At 68.1% G+C, this 25394-nt stretch carries 16 protein-coding genes and 3 pseudogenes; 12 read left to right on the top strand and 7 right to left on the bottom strand.

The window, feature by feature from the left end; translation table 11 throughout:
* Positions 1–843 precede the first annotated feature (843 nt).
* Positions 844–3870, top strand: a complete 3027-nt coding sequence (locus tag IE97_RS0104040) for an aminotransferase class III-fold pyridoxal phosphate-dependent enzyme (RefSeq protein ID WP_030231076.1) — start codon at positions 844–846, stop codon at positions 3868–3870.
* A 154-nt stretch (positions 3871–4024) separates the two neighbouring features.
* Positions 4025–4996 (top strand): succinylglutamate desuccinylase/aspartoacylase family protein, encoded by a 972-nt coding sequence (locus tag IE97_RS0104030; protein ID WP_030231071.1) that lies wholly within the window; start codon positions 4025–4027, stop codon positions 4994–4996.
* A gap of 865 nt (positions 4997–5861) precedes the next feature.
* Here IE97_RS0104030 and IE97_RS38180 read toward each other — a convergent pair.
* A pseudogene (locus tag IE97_RS38180) lies at positions 5862–6612 on the bottom strand (PucR family transcriptional regulator); the annotation flags it as partial.
* Between the two features lie 4 nt (positions 6613–6616).
* Between IE97_RS38180 and IE97_RS43705 the strand changes: the two are divergent.
* The 3 genes and pseudogenes from IE97_RS43705 to IE97_RS0104010 all read left to right on the top strand — a co-directional run.
* A pseudogene (locus IE97_RS43705) lies at positions 6617–8549 on the top strand (ATP-dependent Clp protease ATP-binding subunit); the annotation flags it as partial.
* 47 nt (positions 8550–8596) lie between these two features.
* Positions 8597–10201: pseudogene (locus IE97_RS43700) on the top strand (FAD-dependent oxidoreductase); the annotation flags it as partial.
* A gap of 46 nt (positions 10202–10247) precedes the next feature.
* Complete coding sequence (locus IE97_RS0104010) at positions 10248–10826, top strand: RICIN domain-containing protein (protein WP_078603064.1); 579 nt, start codon at positions 10248–10250, stop codon at positions 10824–10826.
* Between the two features lie 181 nt (positions 10827–11007).
* Here IE97_RS0104010 and IE97_RS0104005 read toward each other — a convergent pair whose 3' ends face one another.
* Both IE97_RS0104005 and IE97_RS38175 read right to left on the bottom strand, forming a co-directional pair.
* Positions 11008–11703 (bottom strand): type 1 glutamine amidotransferase domain-containing protein, encoded by a 696-nt coding sequence (locus IE97_RS0104005; RefSeq protein WP_030231058.1) that lies wholly within the window; start codon positions 11701–11703, stop codon positions 11008–11010.
* Between the two features lie 77 nt (positions 11704–11780).
* Positions 11781–12266 carry a hypothetical protein gene (locus IE97_RS38175; RefSeq protein ID WP_051704837.1) on the bottom strand — a complete coding sequence of 162 codons (486 nt, stop codon included), beginning with the start codon at positions 12264–12266 and terminating at the stop codon, positions 11781–11783.
* Between the two features lie 223 nt (positions 12267–12489).
* On the opposite strand from IE97_RS38175, the gene IE97_RS0103995 reads away from it, so the two are divergent.
* The 7 genes from IE97_RS0103995 to IE97_RS0103965 all read left to right on the top strand — a co-directional run bounded on the left by IE97_RS0103995 (position 12490) and on the right by IE97_RS0103965 (position 22877).
* Positions 12490–13398: a LysR family transcriptional regulator gene (locus IE97_RS0103995; RefSeq protein WP_030231053.1), complete on the top strand. Its 909-nt coding sequence runs from the start codon at positions 12490–12492 to the stop codon at positions 13396–13398.
* 356 nt (positions 13399–13754) lie between these two features.
* Positions 13755–15065: an ABC transporter substrate-binding protein gene (locus IE97_RS0103990; RefSeq protein ID WP_030231049.1), complete on the top strand. Its 1311-nt coding sequence runs from the start codon at positions 13755–13757 to the stop codon at positions 15063–15065.
* Positions 15062–16087, top strand: coding sequence for a carbohydrate ABC transporter permease (locus IE97_RS0103985; protein ID WP_030231045.1), 1026 nt, complete (start codon positions 15062–15064; stop codon positions 16085–16087). Before IE97_RS0103990 ends, IE97_RS0103985 begins: the two co-directional genes overlap by 4 nt.
* Positions 16084–16974 carry a carbohydrate ABC transporter permease gene (locus IE97_RS0103980; protein WP_037843933.1) on the top strand — a complete coding sequence of 297 codons (891 nt, stop codon included), beginning with the start codon at positions 16084–16086 and terminating at the stop codon, positions 16972–16974. The genes IE97_RS0103985 and IE97_RS0103980 overlap by 4 nt, the downstream gene beginning before the upstream one ends.
* A 477-nt stretch (positions 16975–17451) precedes the next feature.
* Entirely contained in the window at positions 17452–18936 is a 1485-nt protein-coding gene (locus tag IE97_RS0103975) for an RICIN domain-containing protein (protein WP_030231037.1), read from the top strand.
* A 258-nt stretch (positions 18937–19194) separates the two neighbouring features.
* Entirely contained in the window at positions 19195–20850 is a 1656-nt protein-coding gene (locus IE97_RS38170; RefSeq protein WP_037843931.1) for an RICIN domain-containing protein, read from the top strand.
* 38 nt (positions 20851–20888) lie between these two features.
* Positions 20889–22877, top strand: a complete 1989-nt coding sequence (locus IE97_RS0103965; RefSeq protein WP_030231030.1) for a ricin-type beta-trefoil lectin domain protein — start codon at positions 20889–20891, stop codon at positions 22875–22877.
* A gap of 147 nt (positions 22878–23024) precedes the next feature.
* On the opposite strand, the gene IE97_RS0103960 is transcribed toward IE97_RS0103965, so the two are convergent.
* The 4 genes from IE97_RS0103960 to IE97_RS0103945 all read right to left on the bottom strand — a co-directional run bounded on the left by IE97_RS0103960 (position 23025) and on the right by IE97_RS0103945 (position 25357).
* Positions 23025–23399, bottom strand: coding sequence for a GntR family transcriptional regulator (locus IE97_RS0103960; RefSeq protein WP_030231025.1), 375 nt, complete (start codon positions 23397–23399; stop codon positions 23025–23027).
* Positions 23396–24169, bottom strand: coding sequence for a hypothetical protein (locus tag IE97_RS0103955; RefSeq protein ID WP_030231022.1), 774 nt, complete (start codon positions 24167–24169; stop codon positions 23396–23398). The genes IE97_RS0103960 and IE97_RS0103955 overlap by 4 nt, the downstream gene beginning before the upstream one ends.
* A 265-nt stretch (positions 24170–24434) precedes the next feature.
* Entirely contained in the window at positions 24435–24971 is a 537-nt protein-coding gene (locus IE97_RS0103950; RefSeq protein ID WP_030231018.1) for a hypothetical protein, read from the bottom strand.
* On the bottom strand, positions 24968–25357 hold the full coding sequence (locus IE97_RS0103945) for a PPOX class F420-dependent oxidoreductase (protein WP_030231013.1): 390 nt from the start codon (positions 25355–25357) through the stop codon (positions 24968–24970). Before IE97_RS0103945 ends, IE97_RS0103950 begins: the two co-directional genes overlap by 4 nt.
* Positions 25358–25394: the final 37 nt, after the last annotated feature.

The following is a 25394-nucleotide window of genomic DNA, read 5'->3' as shown; positions in this document are numbered from 1 at the left end:
CAGGCACAAAATAGGGGGTCGATGTCGCGGCTTCGCGTCCCTTGTTGCCGGATTCTCCGCGGTGTTTCATCTGACGCATCACCTCGGGCTGGAGAGAGCTCGTGACATGACCACGCACTTGGAGCAGCTATGGCACTTCCGTAAGCACCTGATTCCCAGTCCGTCACCTTGAGCAGGCGCTGCTGAGGGGCGCCGCGTTCCTCGGCTCAGTGTCGGCCTTCCGCTACGGAGCCCACCAGGAGGCGATGCCCAAGGCGGCCGAGCCAACCGGTTCGCCAGCAGAGCGGGATCGAGATCACCCAGGACTTCCCCAGAGACTACGCCGAGCTCAAGGCGAGGGTCGAGGGGACCACGAGGACACCGCTGGAGCCCGCCGAGGCGCTGCGCGGGGTGCTCGCCGCCAACGTCACCTGGGACGCCATGACCGCCGCCGCGTGAGCTGATGACCGGTCTTCGATGAGCGCTCCGCCCTTGACGGACGGCCCGCCTCGGACCTGATCGCCGACTAGCCCCAGGTGGTGAAGCGCGTCCTGGCCCGGGCCCCTGCGGCCGTCGGAGTGGGGCATCGAGGGGAAGTGGCAAACGGGGGAGTCCGCCCTGGACCTGTCGCTCGTCGACTTGGCCGAGGTCTGCGCAGCCCGTGAAGCGATCGACACACAGCCGCGGCAGCCCTGCCCGCCTCCTCCCAGGAACCGCATCGATCGGACCGTCCGGGAGCTGGCTGACAGCGTCGGGCAAAGGTCCGACACGGGTGGCGGCGGGGGACTGGCCACGACCTGAGCGTCGTGACGCAGGCTCCCGGTGAGTGATGAGCGACCTGACGACGAGAGAGAGAACGAACCGATGACCTCAGCGACCGCCACCGGCCAGGACGGAACGACCATCCCCGGTCACACCGGCCAACTACCGGGCTCGCTCCTCGATCACGTGCTGCGGCAGTCCTTCGGACTCGAGGGATATGTCCAGCACCCACTGGGAGGGGAGATCGACCAGAACGTCCGGATCACCGGCGACGACGGCATGCGCTACTTCGTACGGGTCACCCGGGCGGAGCCGGACTCAGCCGACGTCCTCTGGCAGAACTCGCTCCTCCAGCATCTGGCCTCCACCGTTCCCGACCTTCCGGTGCCACGACTGGTCCCGACACGCGAGGGGAAGTTCCTCGCCGCCGTCCTCCACGAGGGCCGAACGCACGTGGTCCGCGTGATGAGCTGGATCGAGGGCCGGGTCCTGGCGGATCTCGACGACCACCCCGCGGCGCTCCTGCGTCAGCTGGGAGAAGCCGCTGGGCGCCTGAGCCTCGGACTCTCCAGCATGGAGCCACCGGTGGGCCTGGAACCGCACGACTGGGACATGCGCCGGGCCGCCGAGATCGTCGAGGCGTCGCTGCACGCCGTACAGGACGCGCACCGGCGGGAGTCGGTACGCACGATCATGGGCTGGTACGACGATCTCCTGCCGGCATGGGACCGACTGCCGCGGAGCGTCGTACACCAGGATCTCAACGACGCCAACGTCCTGGCCGACGCCGACGAGAACGGGGTGCTGCGGATCTCGGGCATCGTCGACCTGGGCGACTCGCTCTACAGTGTGCGCGCGGCAGAGGTGGCGATCGCGGCGGGCTACGCCATGGTCCGCAAGGCCGACCCGCTCGCCGCGGCGGCCGAAGTCGTGGCCGGCTTCCACTCGGTGCTCCCCCTCACGGCTGAGGAACTGGCGGCTGTCTATCCCCTGGCGGCCGCCCGGCTGTGCATGAACGCCGTGACGTGGACGCGCCGGGTCGCCGAGAGCGACACGCCGTACGGGCGGACCCGCATGCAACACACCTGGCCCGCGATCGCGCAGGTGGCCGAGGTCTGCCCCGACGTCGCCGAGGCGACGTTCCGGGTCGCGTGTGGGCTCCCCCCGACGCGGGAGCAGCGGGGTCTGGAAGAGGTCTTGGCAGAGGCGGCCCGAGACGGTGCCCCGCACACACCGGCCCCGCAGCTGCTCGACCTGCGACCGGCAAGTGATCTCTACGACGAAGTCGACTGGCACGACGCGAGGGCGGTGCGCGCGAGCATCGACAACCTCCTCGACCGACGACGGCGACGGGGCTACGTGCCCCACCTCAGCGCATCGCTGCTCCTGGGGGGCCGGCGCCGCCCAGGAGCCGACGAGCCCGCGACGGTTCAGATCGGCGGCTCGCTGATCGTGGCCGACGCCGAGGAGGTTGCCAGCCCGCTGTCCGGCGTCGTCGAAGCCCGCGGTGGCGCCGGTATGCCGTTGGTGCTGCGACATGCGGTCGAGGGGCTGGAGTTCTGGACGTGCTGGTGGGGACTCGACGACACACCGCCCGTCGCGGCGACAGTCCCGGCCGGGGCACCGTTGGGACGCGCCGGCGCGAGCGAGGAGAAGGACCCGCTCGGGTCCTGCGTCCAGGTGCAGGTCCACCGCACCGCACGGATGGCCACGTGGCCGCCGCCTCGTGCCGTGCCGCCCTCCGCACGGCAGGTGTGGAGCCACCTGTCACCCGACCCCGCCCGGCTCCTCGGGTTCACCGAGTCCCCCGCCGCCACCCCCACCATCGACGACGTCGTCTCAGTGCGCCGTCGCCACATCGCTCGCTCCCAGCGCAACTACTACCGCACCCCGATGAACCTTGTGCGGGGGCGGGGCGTGTGGTTCCACGACGAGGACGGCCTGGCCTATCTGGACTCGCTGAACAACGTCACCCACGTCGGCCATGCCGAGCCACGGGTGACGGCCGCCGCCACCCGACAGCTGCGCAAGCTCAACACCAACAGCCGTTTCGTCTACCCGCAGATCGCCAGTTACGTGCAGAAGCTGGTAGCCACGCTGCCCGACCCGCTCGAGGTCGTCTTCCTCGTGTGCACCGGCAGCGAGGCAAACGACCTGGCGCTGCGGATCGCCCGCCAGGTGACAGGTCGTCAGCACATCGTCAACATCGACGGCGCGTACCACGGAAACACCGGTGTGGTGACCGGGATCAGCCCGAACCGATACAAGGGCCCCGGCGGCGCCGGTGCACCCGCGACCACCCACGAGGTCGTCATCCCGGACCGCTACCGCAGCACCTACGGGTACGACGACACGGACGCCGGAGTCAAGTACGCACGCGACGCCGCGGCTGTCATCGAGCGGATCACAGCCGACGGCCGACCCCCCGCCGCCTTCATCGCCGAGTCCCTGATGGGATCGGGTGGGAACATCGTGTTCCCCGACGGCTACCTCGACGGCGTGTTCACCGCTGCCAGGCGGGCGGGCGCCCTGTGCATCTCCGACGAGGTCCAGGTCGGCGTCGGACGACTCGGGCCCTGGTGGGGGTTCGAGCTCCAGGGGGTGGTCCCGGACATCGTCACGATGGGCAAGCCGCTCGGGAACGGGCATCCCCTCGCGGCGGTGGTCACGACTCGGGAGATCGCCGACGCGTTCGACACGGGCATGAAGTACTTCAACACCTTCGGCGGCAACCCGGTCTCCTGCGCGATCGGCGAGGCCGTGCTCGACATCGTCGAGCAGGACGGGCTGAGGGAGAACGCCGTGAGCGTGGGCGGGTACTTCGCCCAGTCGCTGCGCGAGCTCCAGCAGCGCCAACCGCTCATCGGTGACGTGCGGGCGGAAGGGCTCTACCTCGGCGTCGAACTGGTTCGCAACCGCACCACCAAAATGCCGGCCACTGAGCAGGCCTTCATGGTCACCGAGCTCATGAAGGAGCGAGGCGTCATCGTCTTCCCCAATGGCGTGCACGACAACGTACTGAAGATCAAACCGCCCATGACCTTCCGCCGCGAGCACGTGGATCTCTACGTCGACGCGCTGGACGAGGTCCTGTCCCTGCCCGAGCTGCGCTCGGCCGTTCAGTCCTGAGACGGGCAACCGTCTACTGAGGCAGTGAACGAGAGTGGCCCGCGAAAGCGAGAAGTGCCCCGCGGGCCTCGCCCTTGAGGGCCGCACCTCCCAGTCGATCGACTTCATCACCACAAACAGCCGCACCGCGGCCTGAGTCAGAAAGAGGAAACACATGACCCTGACCATCGGCGCGCTGAGGGCCGAGCCCGGCCAGAAGACCCGCGGGAGCCTGCCCGCCGACCTGGGCACCACGACGGTGGACATTCCCCTGATCCTCGTCAACGGCTCCCGCCCGGGCCCCAGGGTGGTGATCACCGGTGGTGTCCACGGCGGCGAGTTCATCGGCGTGGACGCCACCACCCGCCTGGCCGGGCTGCTGGAACCGGACGAGGTCGCCGGCCAGCTGGTGATCTGCCCCGTGGCCAATCCGCCGGCCGTCTACGGGGGCAGGCTCAACATCTCCCCGCTGGACGGCGTCAACATCAACCGCGTCTTCCCCGGCGACAAGAACGGCGGCCCCACCGACCGGATGGCGGCCTGGCTGTTCGAGCACCTGATCGACGGCGCCGACGCCTACGTGGACCTGCACAGCGGCGGCATCGACCAGCACCTGCTCGACTTCGTCGGCTACCGCCTGACCGGCGACGACGAGCTGGACGCGAAGAACAAGGCGATGGCCCACGCGGTCGGATACGAACGGGTCATCTTCGGCACCAGCGCAGACGGCGGCAACAGCCACGCCGCGGCGAACCGGCAGGGCATCCCCGCGATCCTCGTCGAGACCGGGCAACTCGGCGACCGCGACCCCGCCACCGTGCGCAGGCTGCTCGACGCCCTGTACCGGATCCTGCACCACCTCGGCGTCATCGAGGCGTCGCAGCACGTCAAGCCGCCGACCGTGCCGCCGCGCGAGTGGATCTGGACGGGCGACGTCGAGTCCCCGACCGCCGGCCTGTGGTACCCGGACGCGGTCACCGGCGACGAGGTCACTGAGGGACAGACCATCGGCCGCATCATCGACCCGATCGACGGCACCGAGCACAAGATCACCGCCATCGCCACCGGAAAGATCATCTACAACATGAACGGACTCTCCGTCCGCCCCGGCACGCATCTCGCCGCCATCGCCACCCCGCACCACTGACGGGCCGCATGCCCGCCCACTGATCCCCCTACCTCACCGAGATGGCCCCATCTCATACCTTCCAGGAGACCTCGGCAGGGCTGGCAACCGCAGCTGAATTCGTACGGGCGATCTAAGAGGCGTACTGCTTCAGGCCGGCATCGATGACGCGACTGCCGACGGGCGGCTGTCCCCAGCCGTCTCACGGGAGCTCGGCGGGTAGCCCAAGCGGGAGCGGGAGGTGTTGTTCCTTCCGCCATGGACTGACCGGCGCAAGGCTGTCTCCGCCGAAGATTTCTGGCCCCGCTATGGCGACACACGCCTCATGACCTGCGCTGTACCAAAGCGCCAACTATTTCGCTGATTCTGCGGCTCCGGCTGCTGAAGCTACTTGGCATCAGTGCAGGTCGTGAACGTGGCCCGGTGCCAACTATCGATCTCGGTCACACCGATGTGACGAGGATTTTTAGCCGGCACCAGGAGCACCAGCCTTTCAGAGGTGTTGGCGCATCACCTCGATGCATGTGGCTCGCGCCGCGTTCGATCGGTCCCGGGGGTACGGGATTCCGAGGTTCATGCCGCTGTCGGTGGTGATCGGTGGCTGCTGCCAGGCGAGGCTCATCCACCTGGTCTTCCTGGGCCTCGCCGCCGCCCTGTTCTGCTACAGGCGCCTCATCTGCCTCACCACATAGGACACACTCGAGGGTTCGAGTTCCACGGCGCGGAGTAACCCCTTGGAGCAGGGCATTCGCGGTGTGTATGCGGCAGGATCGCCCTTGAGCCGCTGCCGACCGTCTGGTTGATACCTGACGAGCCAATTCGGCGGAGGGGAAGCCTGCTCATACGGCGATGGGGACAGTGGACGGCCCCGAGGTACGTGGGCGCCTCAACCGGGTCCGCCCAGCATGATCTTCCACACCCGGGTCGCGACCTGCAGGTTGAGGCGGTCCTCCACGTTCGTGAGGTCATGGCCGCTGATCCCACGGATGCGCTGGAGTCGGTAGCGCAGCGTGCTGCGGTGGATCGCGAGCGATTCGGCGGTCTCGGCGTAGTTGCCGCCGCAGTCGAAGTACCGGGACAGGGTCTCCACGAGCTCCGTACGGTGCCGGCCGTCGTAGTCGACGAGTTGTCCGAGCCATTCCCGAACGAACGCCTCCAGCTCCTGGTATTCGTTTCCAGGCCCCAGGATGCGGTAGAGGCCCAGATCGTCGAAGAACGTCGTGCCGTAGGGGCTTCGGGACCGGCGGCGCACCTCCAGGGCACGCAGTGCTTCCTGGTAGCGGCCGGGGATACCGTCCGGGGTGCGGCAGCGGGCGCTCACCCCGATCGTCCCGTCCGGTTTCCCGGTCTCCCGGGCGAGCGTCTCGTACAAGGCGTGGACGTGGGAGCTGCCCTCGGCGACCAGGACCACGTGGTCGGAACGCCGAGTCACCAGCGACGGCATGCCCACGGCCGAAGCCGCCCGGCCCACGGTCCGCGCGAAAGCGTCGTCAGCGGCCCGGTTCCTCCACTGCACGACGACCACGTACTGGATTTGATGCAGGTCGTGTCCGAACGCCTCGGACCGGGCGTAGGCGCTCGCCTCGTCCGTGCCCCCCCAGGAGATCGTCGACCAGTTCGCGGCGCAGTCGCAAGGAGCACGGCATCACCCGGGACTCGTTCCTGAGCGCGCTGACCCAGATCCGCGGCAACCAGCGCGTGACCTCGGCAAACCCCGAAGTGGCCTACGAGGCGCTGGAGAAGTACGGCCGCGACCTGGTCGCCGAGGCCAGGGACGGCAAACTCGACCCGGTCATCGGCCGGGACGCCGAGATCCGCCGCGTCACCCAGATCCTCAGCCGCAAGACCAAGAACAACCCTGTCCTCATCGGCGATCCCGGCGTCGGCAAGACCGCCATCGTCGAGGGCCTGGCCCAGCGCATCGTCCGCGGCGACGTCCCCGAGGGCCTGCGCGACAAGACGGTGTTCGCACTCGACATGGGCTCCCTGGTCGCCGGGGCAAAGTACCGCGGCGAGTTCGAGGAACGCCTCAAGGCCGTGCTGTCCGAGGTGAAGGCCGCCCAGGGGCACATCCTGCTCTTCATCGACGAACTCCACACCGTCGTAGGCGCGGGCGCCGCCGAAGGGGCCATGGACGCGGGCAACATGCTCAAGCCGATGCTCGCCCGTGGCGAACTCCACATGATCGGCGCCACCACCCTCGACGAGTACCGCGAGCACATCGAGAAGGACGCCGCCCTCGAACGCCGCTTCCAGCAGGTGCTGGTCGACGAGCCGAGCGTGGAGGACACCATCTCCATCCTGCGCGGACTGCGCGAACGCCTGGAAATCTTCCACGGCGTGAAGATCCAGGACACCGCGCTGGTCTCCGCGGCCACCCTCAGCCACCGCTACATCACCGATCGGTTCCTGCCCGACAAGGCCATCGACCTCGTCGACGAGGCGTGCGCCCGGCTGCGTACCGAGATCGACTCGATGCCCGCCGAACTCGACGAGATCACCCGCCGCGTCACCCGCCTGGAGATCGAGGAGGCCGCCCTCTCCAAGGAGACCGACCCCGCCAGCCAAGCCCGCCTGGAGGAACTGCGCAGGGAACTCGCCGACCTGCGCGGCGAGGCCGACGCCAAGCACGCCCAGTGGGAGGCCGAACGGCAGGCGATCCGCCGCGTGCAGGAACTGCGCCAGGAACTGGAGCAGGTCCGCCACGAGGCGGAGGAGGCCGAACGTGCCTACGACCTCAACCGCGCCGCCGAACTCCGCTACGGCCGCCTCCAGGACCTGGAGCGCCGGCTCGTGGCAGAGGAGGAACCACTGGCCGCCAAACAAGGCCAGAACCGGCTGCTGCGTGAGGTCGTCACGGAGGAGGAGATCGCCGAGATCGTCGCCGCCTGGACCGGCATCCCCGTCGCCCGTCTCCAGGAGGGCGAACGCGAGAAGCTGCTGCGCCTCGACGAGATCCTGCGCGAGCGCGTCATCGGCCAGGACGAGGCCGTCAAGCTCGTCGCCGACGCCATCATCCGCGCCCGCTCCGGCATCCGCGACCCTCGCCGCCCCATCGGCTCGTTCATCTTCCTCGGCCCCACCGGCGTCGGGAAGACCGAGCTGGCCAAGACACTCGCCCGGGCCCTGTTCGACTCCGAGGAGAACATGGTCCGCCTCGACATGAGCGAGTACCAGGAGCGGCACACCGTCAGCCGGCTGATGGGGGCCCCGCCCGGGTACGTCGGCTACGAGGAGGGCGGTCAGCTCACCGAGGCCGTACGCCGCAAGCCGTACTCGGTTGTGCTGTTCGACGAGGTCGAGAAGGCCCACACCGATGTCTTCAACACCCTGCTGCAGATCCTCGACGACGGCCGCATCACCGATGCCCAGGGCCGTACCGTCGACTTCCGCAACACCGTGATCATCATGACGTCCAACATCGGCTCCGAGCACCTCCTCGACGGCGCCACCGCGGAGGGCGAGATCAAGCCGGATGCCCGCGCCCTGGTGATGGGCGAGCTGCGCGGGCACTTCCGCCCGGAGTTCCTCAACCGCGTCGACGACATCGTGCTGTTCAAGCCGCTCGGTGAGCGGCAGATCGAGCGAATCGTGGAGCTGCAGTTCCACGAGCTGCGGCAGCTGATCCGGGAGGGGGAGCGGTGCGAGACGTTCTACGTCGTCCTCAGTGGCTCGGTCGCGATCGTCGAGGGCTACGGCACGCCCGACGAACGCCTGCTGCGTGTGCACGGCCCCGGCCGCTTCATCGGCGAACTCGGCCTTCTGAACGGGCAGGTAGCCTTCTACACCGCCGTGGTCAGGGTCCCCGGCGAGGTCCTCGCCCTGTCCATGGATCAGCTGCGTGACCTGGTGACCCGGGACTCCGCCCTTGGCGATGTGGTGCTGCGCGCCTGCCTGGGCCGCCGTGCTCTGCTCGTCGGGCAGGGCGCCGGTTTCCGCATCATCGGCTCGCGCTATTCGCCTGACACCCGGCGGCTGCGCGAGTTCGCCGCCCGCAACCGGCTGCCGCACCGCTGGATCGATCTGGAGGCCGACGAGGAGGCCGAGGAACTGCTGCGCCGCTTCGGCGTCGGCCCGGAGGAGACACCGCTCGTCATCTGGCGGGACACCACTCTGTTGCGCAACCCCAGCAACGCGGGACTGGCCCGGCTCATGGGCCTGCCGTCGCTGCCCGCCGGAAACCATCACGGCGATCTCCTGATCGTCGGCTCCGGCCCCGCTGGTCTCGCCGCCGCGGTGAACGCCGCCTCGGAGGGCCTCGGCACGACCGTGGTCGAGGCCATGGCCAGCGGTGGCCAGGCCGCCACGTCGTCCCGCATCGAGAATCTGCTCGGCTTCCCCTCCGGCATCTCCGGCGCCGAACTCACCGAACGCGCTGTGCTCCAGGCTGACAAGTTCGGCGCCAGGATCAGCGTCCCGGCGGAGGCGGCTCGGCTCGAACCGCGGGGCGGGCACTACGCCGTCGGGTTCGCCGACGGCAGCGAGATCACCGCCCGTACCGTCGTCCTGGCCACCGGCGCTCGCTACCGCCGCCTCCAGGTGCCCGGCATCGAACGCCTGGAGGGAACGAGCGTCCACTACTCGGCGACCGTCTACGAGGCCCAGCAGTGCCGCACCGACCCGGTGGCCGTCGTCGGCGGAGGCAACTCCGCGGGCCAGGCCGTGCTCTTCCTGGCCGGGTACACACCGCAGGTGTATCTGCTCGTCCGTGGGCCGAGCCTCGAGGCACACATGTCCCGCTACCTGATCGATCAGGTCGAGCGCCACCCGCGGGTGCGCGTGCTGCTGCACACCGAGATGACCGAGGCACTCGGCGACAAGGTGCTGGAGGCAGTCACCGTGATCGACCACCGTACGGGCGCGCATCGGCACCTCGCGGTGCGGACCCTGTTCGTCTTCACCGGCGCCGAGCCCCACACCGCGTGGTTGTCCGGCGCGCTCGCCCTCGACGCGCGCGGCTTCGTGCTCACCGGCGCGGAGGCGCAGGCCTGCTCCGCCCCCGGACTCTGGCAGAGCCAGGGCCGCGACTGCCTGACGGTGGAGACCAGCCTGCCGGGCGTCTTCGCCGCCGGCGATGTCCGCAGCGGCTCGGTGAAACGCGTGGCCTCCGCGGTCGGCGAAGGCGCGATGAGCATCCACTTCGTGCACCGCTACCTGGGCCACACGGCCGCGCCCGGCGGCACCGACAGCTCACCGCGCACCCGTCCGAAGGAGTCCGCTTGGCTCCACAGCGGCCCTCGGCATCAACCGCTGGCACTCCGTCGCCCTGACCATGCAGGGATCGACCGTCACCGCCAAGGTCGACGGCACAGTGCTGGGCAGCGTCACCGACTCGACCTACGCCCACGGCCGCGCCGGCCTGGGCACGGTCGACTCCGTTGACGCGATGGCGGTGAGCGGATACAGGACGCAGCAGTTCGACGCCTTCTTGGTCGCGCCCGGGACCGATCCGACCGCCCAGCGTGTCGGCGCCGTCCCTTCGGGCATCGCGAACATGTGCCTGGACCTCCCCGAAGGCAAGCTCCAGGATGAAGCGCCGGTGAAGACCTACCAGTGCAACAACAGTTCCGCGCAGATCTGGACCCACAACCCGGCCGACGGCACGATCAGGATCGGCGGCACCTACTGCCTGGATGTCCCCAGGAAGGCCACGACGAACGGCTCCAAGGTTCAGATCTTCAGCTGCAACGGTGGATACAACCAGAAGTGGACTCAGCTCGCCGACGGCACCCTGCGCGGCACACAGTCCGGGCGATGCCTGGACGTCCCGGAGTTCAGCAGCAGCCCAGTCGGGGTTCTGATCTGGACCTGCAACGGCGGTAACAACCAGAAGTGGAAGCTCCCCAGCTAGGAGGGTGACGGAGATCCCCTGTCCTCCAGGGGATCTCCGCCCCACTGCCACCTCCGACAGCGCCCCCCCCCGAGTAGCCAGAGTAGGGCGTGCGACATTGGGATGACGCGCATAGAACCCCGATCGCAGCCATCGGGTGCAAGCGGACGCGGCCTCACCCGTCTGCCTGCGGACTGCTACATCAGGTCAGCTTCTTGAGTATTTCCGCCGCGGTCGGCTCAGCGGAAGCAGGGTTCTGACCGGTGATCAGGTTGCGGTCGACGACCACGTTCGGGGCCCAGGGCTCGCCCTCCTGGTAGTCGGCGCCGATCTCGACCAGGCGGTCCTGGAGCAGCCACTTGGCGCCCGCCGCGAGGCCTCCCTGAATCTCCTCGGCGTTGCTGAAGCCGGTGAGGCGGTAGCCGGCGAACGCGTTGTCGCCGTCGGCCAGGGTGGCGGCCAGCAGCGCGGCCGGGGCGTGGCAGACCACGCCGAGCGGCCTGCCCGAGGCGAGGGCGTCGATGAGGAGCCTGCCGGAGGTGGCATTGACGGCCAGGTCCTCCATGGGGCCGTGACCACCGGGGTAGTAGACGGCGGCGTAGTCGTCGAGGTCGACTTCCTCCAGCTTGACGGGATGCTGGAACTCGGTGATCGAGGCGAGGGCGTCCGCCATCTCCTTCGCGCCCTCCTCGCCGCCGTTGAACTGCGGGGCCAGGCTGCCCTGGTCCAGGGGCGGCACGACGCCGCCGGGCGTGGCGACGACGACCTCGTGGCCGGCGGCCGTGAACGCCTGGTACGGGGTGACGGCCTCCTCGGCCCAGAAGCCGGTCGGGTGCTTGGTGCCGTCGGCCAGTGTCCAGTGGTCGGCGCCGGTCATCACAAAGAGGATCTTCGACATGGTGGGTTCTCCTAAATCTGGGTTGATCGGGCGGGCGCGGCTCGCGGATGATTCGCCCCGCCGATTGCGTACTGGTGTTATTCGGACTCGGCCGAGGCAGCGGGAATCAGGTCGCTGACGGCCTTGGTGGAGACCGGGTTCTGGCCTGTGATCAGGCGGCCGTCCCGCACGGCATGCGGTGTCACGGAGGTTGATGAGGGCACAGGCGCCGTGGCAGACCGAGGAGACGATTCCGCCGCCGGCGTAGACGGCGTCGTGAAGAAGATCGTGCAGTAGTCGTCCGGATCCGCCTCGGCGATGGCAGCGGTGGATTTCAAGCCGTCCATGAACGCCGGGTCGTCGAGATACCCGCGTACCGTCTTGTCGACGAACAACGGGCCGAGGCTGCGGGGGTCGAGTGGCACCTCGCCGCCCGTCGGGCTGACCACATCCACCGTGTGGCTGGCCTTGACCGCCTTGTCGTAGAAATGGACGAGCTCAGCCGGCCACAGGCCGGTCCGGTGCTCGCCGGCTCCGTAGGTGGCCTGATTGGTCACAACCGTCAGAATCTTCTTCCGTCTCACTTTTCGCACGTCTCCTTGCCGGCCGGTTCCACCTTCGGGGCCGGGCGTGGCAGAAGGACACCGACATTGGTGATCCGTAGAACCGATGCCCTCCGTCTCGAAGCTAGTGGTGCGGAAGCATCCGTGCCAATGAAGAGATCGATACGAGGTATCGACGGCCCGATGTCTCGCCTCACGAGGCGGCGGCAGGTGGCTGCTCCGCGCACCTCGTAGGCTCGAGGCTGTGGGTCATCACGACATTCAGGGGTCCGGACCGCTGGACCTGAACCTGCTGCGAACCTTCCTCGCGGTGCACCGCCTGGGCTCCTTCACCGCCGCCGCACGTCAGCTGAGCCTGTCGCAGTCCACTGTCACCACGCAGATCCGGGCGCTGGAGAACCGCCTGGGCCGCGAGTTGTTCGAACGCCGGGCGAAGGGCGTCAACCCGCTGCCTCACGCGGACGAACTCGCCACCCGGCTGTCGGCACCCCTCGACCACCTGGCGGCCATCACCGGCGAGGAGCCGAGCAGCACCGTGGCACCGGTGCATCTGGCGGGACCCGCGGAGTTCATGAGCGTGGCGGGCGTGAAGGTGCTGGCCCCGCTGGTCGCCCAGGGCGTCCGACTGCGGGTGGCCATCGGGCTCACCGAGCCGCTGCTCGAAGAACTGCGGGCCGGACGCCACGACCTCGTCGTCGCCACCCGACGCCCCCGCGGCAGGACGCTGCACGCCGACCCCCTTGCCGACGAGGAATTCGTCCTGGTCGCCGCCCCGGTATGGGCCGAACGGCTGAAGGGGCAGGAGCTGCCCGCCACCTTGGAGAGCCTGCCACTGATCGCCTACGCCGAGGACCTGCCGATCGCCCGCCGCTATTGGCGCCATGTCTTCGACCGCAGACTGCACGTCCAGGCCGCGATCACCGTGCCTGACCTGCGCAGCGTCCTCACCGCCGTCACCGCAGGCGCCGGCTGGAGCGTCCTGCCCGGCTACCTGTGCCGGAGCGAACTCGCCTCCGGTGCCCTCCGGCTGCTGCACCAGCCGGAGGACCCGCCGATCAACACCGCCTACCTCGTCCAACGCCCGGGCACCTCCACCAACCCGCACGTGACACTCGTACGCGAACACCTGTTGGCCGCCGCGAAAGACTGGTGAGCCGCCCAGCGGCACGGGCCCACTGTGCTGTGCCCCGGCCGGGCCCGGCTGCCGCGCCTCACAGACCGGCATGTCGTGACGGTTGCTCACTCGATACGCGAGGCAGGCCGAGTCCAGCCATGGGAGCGCACCCACCACCCCCTGCCTGCGGGGGTACCCGTCAACGAGGCCAAGGGAAAGCGATTTCCCCAGGTCATCGGTTTTCGTAGGGGTCAGGAAAAGGGGCGCACGACTCTTGACGTTCGGTAGGCCGAACGGATCTCATAAAGCCTCGCGTTTGATCTCGTTTGCTTCTGATCGACCTTGTGTGTCCTTGTGGTCTGTATCCATGACCGCCGCTCTGCCCAGGAGTCGTCATGCAACTCTCTTCCTCCGGTCTCTCCACTCCCGGCCTCGATCGCCGCACGCTGCTGCGGGGGTTGGGCGGGGCGGTAGCGCTAGGCGCCGGCCTTCCCGTGCTGAGCGCCTGCGGCGGCAGCGGCACGGCCGCAGATCCGAAGACCGTCACGGTCGGCTCCAACGCGTCGGACGCTGTGCCGAAGAAGGCGTTCGCCGACATCTACGCGGCCTACAAGAAGAAGTCCGGCATCACGGTCGAGGTGAACACCAAGGACCACAACACCTTCCAGGAGCAGATCAACTCCTACCTGCAGGGCACGCCGGACGACGTGTTCCACTGGTTCGCCGGATACCGCATGCAGTTCTTCGCGGCCAAGGGCCTGGCCACGCCGATCGACGACGTGTGGAAGACCATCGGCGGCAACTTCCCCGTCGCGATGAAGGCGCTCAGTCAGGGCGAGGACGGCAAGCACTACTTCGTCCCGCTGTACACGTACCCTTGGGCGCTGTTCTACCGGAAGAGCGTTTTCAAGCAGTACGGCTACGAAGTCCCCACCAAGTGGGACGACTTGGTGGCCCTGTGCAAGCAGATGAAGAAGGACGGGCTCGTCCCGATCGCCTTTGGCGACAAGGACGCCTGGCCCGCGATGGGCACCTTCGACCAGATCAACTTCCGCGCCAACGGCTACGACTTCCACGTCGAGCTGATGGCCGGCAAGGCCTCCTGGACCGACGCCAAGGTGCGCAGGACCTTCGACCTGTGGGCCGAGATCCTCCCGTTCCACCAGGAGGGCGCCGTCGGCCGCACCTGGCAGGACGCCGCCCAGACGCTCGCCTCCAAGAAGGCCGGCATGTATCTGCTCGGCACCTTCGTGGCCCAGCAGTTCACCGACAAGGCCGCCCTGGAGGACCTCGACTTCTTCGCCTTCCCGGAGATCGACCCGGCGCACGGGCAGGAGACCGTCGAGGCGCCGACCGACGGCTTCATGCTCTCCAAGGCCCCGAAGAACAAGGCCGGTGCTGTCAAGCTGCTGGAGTATCTGGGCACGCCGGAGGCCGAGGCGCTCTACCTCAAGTCAGACCCGAGTGTCGTCGCGGCTTCCAGGACGGCGGACACCTCCTCGTACACCCCACTGCAGAAGAAGGCGTACGAGATGATCTCCGGCGCGAAGCATCTGACGCAGTTCATGGACCGTGACAGCCGGCCGGACTTCACCTCCACGGTGATGCAGCCCGCGCTGCAGAAGTTCATCCGCGATCCGAAGGGGATCGACAGCCTGCTCTCGTCGATCGAGCGCCAGAAGAAGACGATTTTCGCCGCCTCATGACTGTCACACGGAACACCGGTACCGGGAGCGAAATCACGAGCACCCCGGGGGCGACGAAAACCCCGCCCCCGCCCCCGGGGCCCCCGGAGACGCAGTTGGCAAAGGGGAGGAGCCGGCGGGTACGACAGGGGCACCGGCGGCTGTTGACCCGACGCGACCGGTTCACCCTGTGGCTCATGGCCGGCGTGCCGACCGTCCTGCACATCGCCTTGGTGTGGGTCACCGCGCTGGCTTCGGTCGGGCTGGCCTTCACCACCTGGGACGGCATCGGCTTCGACTCGATCAAGTGGGTCGGGCTGGACAACTTCAGGGAACTGTTCACCAGCAACCCGCAGTTCTGGCCCGCCGTGCAGCACAACGTCATCTGGCTCGCTGTTCTGATCCTCATACCCATGCCGCTGGGGATGTTCCTGGCGGTACAGCTGGACAAGAAGATCCGGTTCAGCAGGGTCTACCAGACGGCCTTCTTCCTGCCCGTCGTGATGTCCTTCGCCGTCATCGGCTTCGTCTGGCAGCTCGTCTACAACCCCGATACCGGACTGATCAACAGCCTCATCGGGGCCAACAAGCCAGGTCACTACATCGACTGGATCGGTGACCCCGACCTGAACCTCTGGGCCGTGCTGGTCGCCGCGTCCTGGCGGCACACCGGCTACCTCATGATCCTTTACCTGGCAGGCCTGAAGGGCGTCGACCCCGCGCTGCGGGAGGCGTCCGCGCTCGACGGGGCCAACGAATGGCAGACGTTCAAGAACGTCGTCTTCCCCACCCTGCGGCCCACCAACACCATTGTCCTGGTCGTCACGATCATCGAGGCCCTGCGCGCCTTCGACCTGGTCTTCGTCTTCAACAAGGGCGCCGAAGGCACTGAGTTGCTCTCGATCCTCGTGACCAACAACATCATCGGCGAGTCCAGCCGCATCGGATACGGCTCCGCCATCGCGGTCGTGCTGCTGCTGATCTCGCTCGCCGTGATCATCCCGTACCTGGTGGCCACCTTCCGGAAGGAGCGGCGATCGTGAGCGCCTTCCCCGCCGCGCTCAGCAAGCAGCGCACCCCCCTGCGCCCGGCCCGGATCCTCCTGCACGTCTTCCTCGCCGGCACCGCACTGGCCTGGCTCGCCCCGCTGCTCTGGGCCATCCTCGCGGCCCTGCGTCCGTACGGAGAGACCAGCACCAAGGGCTACGTGTCCTGGCCCGACAAACTGAGCCTCGACAATTTCACCAACGCCTTCCAGCAGTCGGACATGCTGCACTACTTCGGCACCACGCTGCTGATCGCCGTGCCGGCGGTCCTGTTGACGCTGTTCCTGTCCTCGATGGTCGCGTTCTACGTCAGCCGCTTCGACTTCCGCCTCAACCTGGCGCTGCTGCTGGTCTTCACCGCCGGCAACCTGCTGCCGCAGCAGGTCATCATCACCCCGCTGTACCGGCTGTATCTGCTGGTCGACCTGCCCGGCATCACCATGTCCGGCAAGCTCTACGACTCCGCGCTCGGCCTGGTGCTCATCCACGTCGCGTTCCAGTCGGGCTTCTGCGCCTTCGTGCTCAGCAACTACATGCGCTCCCTGCCGCACGAGCTGACCGAGGCCGCGCTGGTGGACGGCGCCTCGGTATGGCGTCAGTACTGGCAGATCACCCTGCCGCTGTGCCGCCCGGCGATGGCGGCTCTGGCGACGCTGCTGTGCATCTGGATCTACAACGACTTCTTCTGGGCCATCGTCCTGATCTCCACCGGCGAGAACATGCCGATCACCTCGGCCCTCAACAACCTCTCCGGGCAGTACTTCACCGATCCCAACCTGATCGCCGCCGGCGCCCTGCTCACCGCGATCCCGGTCCTGCTCGTGTACTTCGTGCTGCAGCGTCAGTTCGTCAGCGGGCTCACCCTGGGCGCCAACAAGGGCTGATCGCCGGCCCGCGCCGCCCCCCCGTTCAGCCCTTCCCGCCCCCGTCATCCTGGAGCCGGTCATGAGCACGCAGCGGCAGCTGCCCCTCCCCAGCACGAGCGCCCACGCCTCACCACACCCCTCACGATCAGGAGCAGGAGACTTCGGACGGCTGAATGCCGACCTCTGCTGCAGGTGCGGCCGCTGGACGGAGGCCCCCATTTCCGTGGGCCTCATCCAGCGGTCGAGCGCCCCCGACCAGACGCTCTCCGTGTGCCCGGACTGCGTCCCTCGTTCCACCTGAGCTCCTCTCGCAGCCACGAACCCCACTTCCAGTCCCCCGATCCGGGTCCCACCCCGCACATCGTGTCAGCCGCTGACCGGGGTGGGGTCAGCCCTCATTCCCGATCACAGATCGACGAATGGGACCAAGAGCCGCTCGAGGGCGGGTTCGACTCTCCTTCCCGAAGCCGCCCTCCCGTTCACGAAGGAGCAATGATGCTCAGACGTGTTCTCACGCCATTGCTGGTTGCCTGCGCCAACGTGCTCGCACTACTGGTGGTCGCGCCGCCCGCCCAGGCCGCTCCGGTCACCCTGGACAACCCCAACGATTTCATCGCGACCAACGGCGACCCCGTCGACGCACACGGCGGCGGGATGATCAAGCACACCGATGGCTACTACTACTGGTTCGGGGAGAATCGCCACCCGAACTACACCTTCAAGGCCGTCTCCGTCTACAAGTCGGCCGACCTGAAGAAGTGGGAGTGGGCAGGCGATGCCCTCAACCAGGCGAGCGATCCCGAGCTGAAGTCCGCCAAGATCGAGCGTCCCAAGGTGATCTACAACAGCACCACCAAGAAGTTCGTCATGTGGATGCACAAGGAGAACGCCACGGACTACGTCGAGTCGAGGGCCGCCGTCGCCGTCTCCGACAAGATCGAGGGTCCCTATGACTATCTGGGCAGCTTCCAGCCGCCGAGTGGCAACGACACCACCCAGACCACTGAGTCCCGGGACATGACGCTGTACGTGGACAAGAACGCGGACGGAAGTGAGACCGCCTACCACATAACGGCCACCAAGGACAACGCCGACCTGCGCATCTACAAGCTCAACGCCGACTTCACCGGGTACGCCGACAACCCATTGGTCGCCAACCCCTGGCCGGGCCAGAACCGGGAGGCCCCGGTGCTGTTCAAACGTGACGGTGTCTACTTCATGCTGACCTCCGGCCTCAGCGGCTGGAATCCCAACCAGCAGATGTACGCCACCGCCCCCGGCATCGCCGGCCCCTGGACGGAGATGAAGGAGGTCGGTGACGGCATCGCCTACAACTCCCAGACCACGTTCGTCCTGCCCATCGAGGGCACGTCGGGCAACACCTCGTTCCTGTACATGGGCGACCGGTGGGCCGGCGCCCATATCAACGGGAAGGGCCCGGTCAACGACTCCACGTACGTCTGGCTGCCGTTGACCTTCCCGACCAGGACCACCATGAACCTGCCCTGGTACCCCAAGGTCGAGATCGACGTGGCGGCGGGGACGGTCAAGGGCGTGGGCGGCGGCCCCTACTACAACCTCGTAGCCCGGCACAGCGACAAGTGCGTCGACGTCAAGGACAACTCCGCCGCCGACAACGGCCAGGTCATCCAATTCGCCTGCAACGGCGGCCTCAACCAGCAGTGGCGTCTGGAGAACGTGGACAGCGGCTACTTCCGCATCCTCGCCCAGCACAGCGGCAAGTGCCTGGGCGTCGAGGGTAGTTCCACCGAAATGGCCTCCGTGAACCAGTACAACTGCGGCAGCGGCCAGAACCAGCAATGGAAGTTCGAAGACCAAGGCAACGGCTACTACCGCCTGGTAGCCCGGCACAGCGGACTCTGCTTGGACGTCCCGAAGGGCTCTGCCGAGGATGACCGCCTCATCCAGTACAAATGCGGAACCGGCACGAACCAGCAGTTCAGGCGGCTCACCGCCTGACCCCCTGGACTGACGCGGTTGCGGCCCACCGTCCGACGCGGGGCCCGGGCCGGACCGATGCCGGACCGGCCCCCGCGCCGGCCGCCCCCCGCACCTGCTCGCGAAGCCCACCGTCACCGACACGCGCGGCACTCAACGCCCGGATCGATTTGTGCGCCCCGCTGGACAGTCTGCGACCTCTGCCCGAGAAGGAGCATCCCACCTCGGATGCCGCGCGCCGGGCCCCTCACCACGCAAAGACTCAATGAAGAGGCACTCATGCGAATATCCAGACGGCTCGTGGTCCCGGTCTGCCTGGGCCTCGCGGCCTGCGCCCTGACCGGGACCGGTGCTACGGCCCAGGCTGCCTCGGCAGCTCCTGCCTCCGGCACCGTTTACACCCTGGCGAACGCCGCTGGCGGCAAGCTGATGGACGTCCGTTACGGCTCGACCGCCCCCGGCGCACCCATCGTCCAGTGGCCGTCGAACAACGCGGCCCACCAGCAATGGTTGCTGAGCCGGACCAGCTCCGGCGCCTACACGATCAGGAGCGCGAACAGCGGCCTGTGCCTGGACACTCCCGCCCCGCAGAGCTCCACTCGGCAGCTGGTCCAGAACCCCTGCGACGGCTCCGGCAACCAGCACTGGAAGATTCAGCCCGACGGCGACGCCTACAACCTTGTCAACGCCGCCAACGGCCTGCTCGTCGACAACAAGCAGTCGCTGGACAGCGACGGCAACGAGATCATCCAGTGGCAGTCCAATGGAGGCGCCAACCAGCGCTGGACCCTCACCCCGGTATCCGCCCCGCTCACCCGGGTCGGCACCTACACCGCCGGACTGATGTCCAACGGAGAATCCTTCACCGACAAGAGCATCCGCATGGTCGCACACACCACCGTCGCAGGATCCAAGCTCCGCGTCCGGCTGAGCAACCGCTACGGGACCGGACCGCTGACCATCGACGCCGTCGACCTCGCCAAGGAAGGCAGCACCCCCGGCACCGCCGTCCCCGGCACCCATCGCACCGTCCTCTTCGACAAGAGCGCCTCCGTCACCATCCCCGCCGGGCAGGACGTCGCCAGCGACCCCATCCCGATGACCGTGGCCGCGGACACAAACCAGCTCGTGAGCCTCCACGTGTCGGGCACGTCCCCGGGCGCCACTTGGCACCACGAGGCACAGCAGCAGGCCTGGGTCGCCGCCGGCAACCACGTCACCGAAGACGGCCTCGGCAACTACCCGACACACAGGGGCTCCTGGTACTTCCTCGAAGGCCTGGACGTCATCTCCTCGACCGCCACTGGAACCGTGGTGTGCGTCGGGGACTCCATCACCGACGGCGTCGGTTCCACTGGGGGCGCCAACCGCCGCTATCCCGACCACCTCGCCCGGCGCATGAACTCCGCCTCCGGCGGCCCCGCCCTCGGCGTCGTGAACGCCGGCATCGGCTCCAACCGGATACTGACAGATGCCTGGTGGACCAACCCGAGCCTCAAGAGCCGATTCGGCCGGGACGTGCTCGGCCAGCCCAACGTCAAAAGCGTGATCCTGCTGGAGGGCATCAACGACATCGGCAGCGGCGCCGGCCCGAACGGATCCAGCCTGACCTTCGAGGCTCTCAGAGACGGCATGCTGAGCGTGATCAATCAAGCACACGCCGTCGGCGTGAAGATCATCGGGGGCACGATCCTGCCCTATGACGGGGCCGACTACTGGTCGGCTCCCGGAAACGAGATCCGCAAAGCCATCAACCAGTGGATCCGCACCAGTGGCGCCTTCGACGGTTTCATCGACTTCGACAAGGTGATGCAGGACCCCGGCAACCCCGACCGCCTCAACCCCGCCTATGACAGCGGCGACCATCTGCACCCCAACGACGCCGGCTATCAGGCGATGGCCAACGCCGTGGACCTGGCCCAGCTCACGCCGTAAGTCAGCTTCCCTTCCCCCTTCCTCCCCTGGAGAGCCGCATGTCCCGTAGCGCCGCACGAAGTTGGACCAGGCACATCACCGTCCAGGTGCTCGCCGCGGTACTCGCCGTCGTCGGCCTGGCCACGCTCGACCGGCCGGAGCCTTCGGCGCCCCTGTCCGCCGAACCGGCTGCCGTGAGCACCCATCAGATGGGTGTCACTCCGCCGCCGATGGGCTGGGCGTCGTGGAACAGCTTCTTCAGCAGCATCGACCGCAACGTGATCAAGCAACAGGCCGATGCCCTGGCCTCCTCCGGCATGGCCGCCGCCGGCTACAAGTACGTCAACCTCGACGACGGCTGGTGGCAGGGTCAGCGTGACGCGAGCGGCAACATCGTCGTCGACGAGAACCTCTGGCCCGGCGGCATGAAGGCCATCGCCGACTACATCCACAGCAAGGGCCTCAAAGCAGGCATCTACACCGACGCGGGCAAGAACGGCTGTGGCTACTACCACCCCACCACGCGGCCCAAGGCGCCCAACACCGGTATGGAGGGCCACTACCAACAGGACCTGGAGACCTTCCAGCGCTGGGGCTTCGACTACGTCAAGATCGACTTCTGCGGTGGCAGAGAGGAGCGCCTGGACCAGGAGACCACCTACAAGCAGATCGCCGCCGCCAACGAGGCCGCCTCGGCGGTGACCGGTCGCAAGCTGGTGCTGTCGTTCTGCGAGTGGGGCTCCGGACTGCCGTGGAACTGGGCGCCGGGATACGGCGACCTGTGGCGCACCAGCGTCGACATCCTGCAGAAGGACGAGGCCCCGCAGCTGACCAAGATGTACTACAACTTCGACGAGGCCCTGCAGCCCGCGGCCCAGCACACCGGGTACTACAACGACCCCGACATGCTGATGGTCGGCCTGAACGGAATGACCGCCGCCCGCAACCGGCTGCACATGAGCCTGTGGTCGATCGCCGGCGCCCCCCTGCTGGCCGGCAACAACGTCGCCACCATGAGCGCGGAGACCCGCGACATCCTCACCAACCCCGAGGTTCTCGCCGTCAACCAGGACCCGCGCGGTCTGCAGGGCGTCAAGGTCGCCGAGGACACCCGGGGCCTGCAGGTGTACGGGAAGGTCCTCTCCGGCACCGGCAAGCGCGCGGTCATGCTGTTCAACCGCACCGGCTCCGCCGCGGACATCACCGTCCGCTGGGCCGACCTCGGCCTGACTCCGGACTCCGCCACCGTGCGCAACGCCTGGACCCGCACCGACGCCGGATCGTTCGCGACCAGCTACACCACCTCCGTCCCGGCGAACGACGCGGTACTGCTGACCGTTTCCGGCACCGAGGCCTCCGGCAGCACCTACGAGGACACCACCACCGCCACAGCCCCCACCTTCAGCGACATCACCGCTTCCACGGCGGGCACCAAGCTCGTCGACATCACCTACGCCAACGGCGGCAGCACCGCCCGCAAGGCCACCATCCAGGTCAACGGCCAGTACAAGTACGTCGTGGCCTTCCCGCCCACCGGATCGGCCACCACCTATCGGACCGTCTCCCTGCTCGCGCATCTGGCCAAGGGGGCGAACACGGTCAGGTTCGCGGCGGTTTCCGGCAGCACCCCCGACATCGACGCCCTCCGCGTCCAGGGCATCCCCGGCACCGACGGCGCGGTCCTCGTCGGCGCCGCTTCCCACCGCTGTGTGGACATCGACAAGAACACACACATCAACGGCACCGAGCCACAGTTGTGGGACTGCTCCGGCGGACGCAACCAGACTTTCCAGCAGACCTCGCGCGGCGAACTCGTCGTCTACGGCGACAAGTGCCTCGACGCCGTAGACGACAGCGAGGACGACAAGGTGGTCATCTGGGACTGCCATGGCGGCACCAACCAGAAGTGGACCGTCCACGCGGACGGCACCATCACCGACCTCAACGGCAAGTGCCTGGACGCCTCTGGCGCGGCAACCGCCAACGGCACCCGGCTGATCCGGTGGCAGTGCAAGGGTCAGGCCAACCAGAAGTGGACCCTCTCTTGACCTCGCCACCTCAAGGGGCGGCGGGGCAACGAGACCAGTCGACGTGACAGACGTAACCGGAACCACCGGGACGGAGGCTGAAGACCCGAACAGAAAGACAGGGCAGACATCCGGTGTTGTCGACACGGGTGGCGGGTCCGGCCATCGTCAGTCCAGGGCCTCGCGGATGGCGGTCAGGATGGCTTCGGTGTCGGCGCCCAGCGCGCGGGCGGCTGAGGTGAAGTCGCGGGCCAGTGTGGCGAGTTGGTCCGGGCCGGGGCGGGTCGGTCCGGACGGGGGTGTCGCGACCCGGGTGCCTGCCCCGCGGCGGGTGCGGATGAGTTGCGCGGCCTCCAGCTCACGGTAGGCGCGGGCCACGGTGCCCGGTGCCAGGCCGAGGTCGGCGGCGAGCTGACGTACGGTCGGCAGACGCTCGTCCTCGGCCAGTCGGCCCTGGACAATCAGTGCGGCGAGCTGGGCGCGGATCTGCTCGTACGGCGGTACCGGGCTGGTGGTGTCGACACGGACGGCGAGTGCGGTCATCGTCGGGCCGTCCGGGGCGCCACTACGGTGAACAGGGACCATGCCAGGGTGATCAGGGACAGGAGGCCCAGGGGGTAGATCGCCAAGGAAGTCATGGTGCCCATCATGCCTGCGCAGTTACTGTGCGTCAGGTAGGTGTGGATCATCAGAATGACGAGCGACAGCTGGGCCGAGATCAGCACCCCCCAGGCTGCGATGATCGCCGACGAGCGGTCGCGGCGCTGCTGGTCGTCGCCCGCACGGCGGGCGACACGACGCAAGGCCCAGGCGCAGGCAACCGTGCCGATGGCGAGAGAACCGAGGATCTGGCTGCCGTGGAACATGCCGGGCCAGAGGATGACGGGTGGTTCGGTTCCGTCACAGCCGTCATACGCCCCGATCGCCCGGTTCATGGCGTCTTGGGTGCCCAAGGCATCCCCCGAACCCGCCAGCGCGACGAGGAATACCGACTGGAGGAGAAGCAGGAGAGTGATACGGGGCGGCACGTGGTCCCGGACTCGGCGTGGGGTGAGACCGGCGGTGCGTACCGCGTCCCGAGGGCGGGGGGTGAGGGTGTCGCCGAGCAGGACACCGCCCACCGCGCACAGGCCGAAGGCGGTCACGAAGCTCACCAAGGGCACGCCGGCGTCGAAGCTGCTGATGCCGTGATTGGTGATGTCCATGGTGGCCCATAGCGGTGCGGCGACCACGCCGGCAGCCAGACCGGCCCAGCGGGCGTGGCGGTCGGTGTGGGCGCGGAGGCGGGATTCGGGCTGGTGGGTATCGAGCATAGGAAGGCCCCGGTGAGTGATGGTGGCTGCGCGGCCTGCGCCGGCGGCAGTGGACGCCGCCTGTCACAAGACCGACTTGTATCGAGTGGTAAGTACAAGATGCCCCGGGGTGGAATCTTGTGTCAACAGCTCGATACAAGTTGAGTGAGTAGCCATACTCAGCACTTCGCACATCGACTACTAGGTGAACCGCCGCTGGGGCGTGACGGGGAACCAATCCACATCTCGGCTGCCCGTCCCGCGCGGCGGTCCGCCGGCGCAACGGTCAGGCGGCGTGGCCCAGCACCACTGGCCCGGCGGATGCCGCGGCGCGGGCCGCGGTCGCGTGCAGGGGAGAGGTGGTGCGGACGGTGACCGTGACCTGCGAGCGGCCCCGCGCGAAGACAACGAGGCGCAGCACCGCGAACCGCGCGGTACCGGCGAGTGCGGAAGCGGACAGGTAGACGACCTGCTCGAGCGCCACACCGGGTGCCGCCACCAGTTGGTGCAGGACAAGCATCGCCACGGAGGTCACCGCATACGCGGCCGCCGCGGACCCGGCCGACTGCGCATGCTGGCGCCGGGTCGCGCGCCCGCCTGCGCCGAAGGTGAAGCGGGCATGCAACTCGGTGGCGAGGAGCGTGGAAACCACGGTGATCAGAGCGTTGGCCAGGCCCCAGTAGATCCACGAGGCGAGGGCCGCCACGGCGAAGCTGGAGGCGAGCCCCACTCCGCCGCCGAAGAGTACGAAGCGGGCGAAGGCGGTGAAGGTGCCGGGAGCCGCCGCAAGCCGCCCCTGATGCGGGAGCTGAAGGCGCGTCATCCCGCTACGGGGGTGAGTCGCACGCGGATGCCCAGCGTGCTGTCCGCGCCCCGCAGCCGGCTCTGGAGGATCATGAGGCGGCCGAGGATGCCGTACTTGCGGGCGATGAGTTTGCGATAGCGGGCGCCGGTCGCCTCGTCGGTGATCTCGGCGGTGGCCGGGACCTGTTCGCCGGTCGGGTTGCCGCTCAGGTCGCAGGGGCCGACGAGGATGTCGCCGCGGGCCCGGATCCGCTTGACCTTCCAGGAGTCGGCGGGGGTCCGCACGCCCAGAGTGTCGCCGTCGCGGACCACCCACACCGGGGTGGCGACCGGGGTGCCGTTCTTGCGGTAGCTGGTGACGAGCATGTACTTGCCGGCGCCGAGCCGCTCCAGTGTGTCGTCCATGACGCGTTCGTGCTCCTTGCTCTTGTGTTCAAGGTCG

It is taken from the genome of Streptomyces sp. NRRL S-455, assembly GCF_000717875.1.
Lineage (GTDB): Bacteria > Actinomycetota > Actinomycetes > Streptomycetales > Streptomycetaceae > Streptomyces.
This window is presented reverse-complemented; position numbering and strand designations above follow the sequence as displayed.

What these genes read in the sequence shown, in the direction of transcription:
- IE97_RS0103960 (WP_030231025.1), bottom strand. Translation starts at nt 23,399, where the DNA reads ATGACCGCACTCGCCGTCCGTGTCGACACCACCAGCCCGGTACCGCCG.
- IE97_RS0104040 (WP_030231076.1), top strand. Translation starts at nt 844, where the DNA reads ATGACCTCAGCGACCGCCACCGGCCAGGACGGAACGACCATCCCCGGT.
- IE97_RS0104010 (WP_078603064.1), top strand. Translation starts at nt 10,248, where the DNA reads ATGCAGGGATCGACCGTCACCGCCAAGGTCGACGGCACAGTGCTGGGC.
- IE97_RS0103965 (WP_030231030.1), top strand. Translation starts at nt 20,889, where the DNA reads ATGTCCCGTAGCGCCGCACGAAGTTGGACCAGGCACATCACCGTCCAG.
- IE97_RS0103990 (WP_030231049.1), top strand. Translation starts at nt 13,755, where the DNA reads ATGCAACTCTCTTCCTCCGGTCTCTCCACTCCCGGCCTCGATCGCCGC.
- IE97_RS0103945 (WP_030231013.1), bottom strand. Translation starts at nt 25,357, where the DNA reads ATGGACGACACACTGGAGCGGCTCGGCGCCGGCAAGTACATGCTCGTC.
- IE97_RS0104005 (WP_030231058.1), bottom strand. Translation starts at nt 11,703, where the DNA reads ATGTCGAAGATCCTCTTTGTGATGACCGGCGCCGACCACTGGACACTG.
- IE97_RS0103975 (WP_030231037.1), top strand. Translation starts at nt 17,452, where the DNA reads ATGCTCAGACGTGTTCTCACGCCATTGCTGGTTGCCTGCGCCAACGTG.
- IE97_RS0104030 (WP_030231071.1), top strand. Translation starts at nt 4,025, where the DNA reads ATGACCCTGACCATCGGCGCGCTGAGGGCCGAGCCCGGCCAGAAGACC.
- IE97_RS0103955 (WP_030231022.1), bottom strand. Translation starts at nt 24,169, where the DNA reads ATGCTCGATACCCACCAGCCCGAATCCCGCCTCCGCGCCCACACCGAC.
- IE97_RS0103985 (WP_030231045.1), top strand. Translation starts at nt 15,062, where the DNA reads ATGACTGTCACACGGAACACCGGTACCGGGAGCGAAATCACGAGCACC.
- IE97_RS0103950 (WP_030231018.1), bottom strand. Translation starts at nt 24,971, where the DNA reads ATGACGCGCCTTCAGCTCCCGCATCAGGGGCGGCTTGCGGCGGCTCCC.
- IE97_RS38170 (WP_037843931.1), top strand. Translation starts at nt 19,195, where the DNA reads ATGCGAATATCCAGACGGCTCGTGGTCCCGGTCTGCCTGGGCCTCGCG.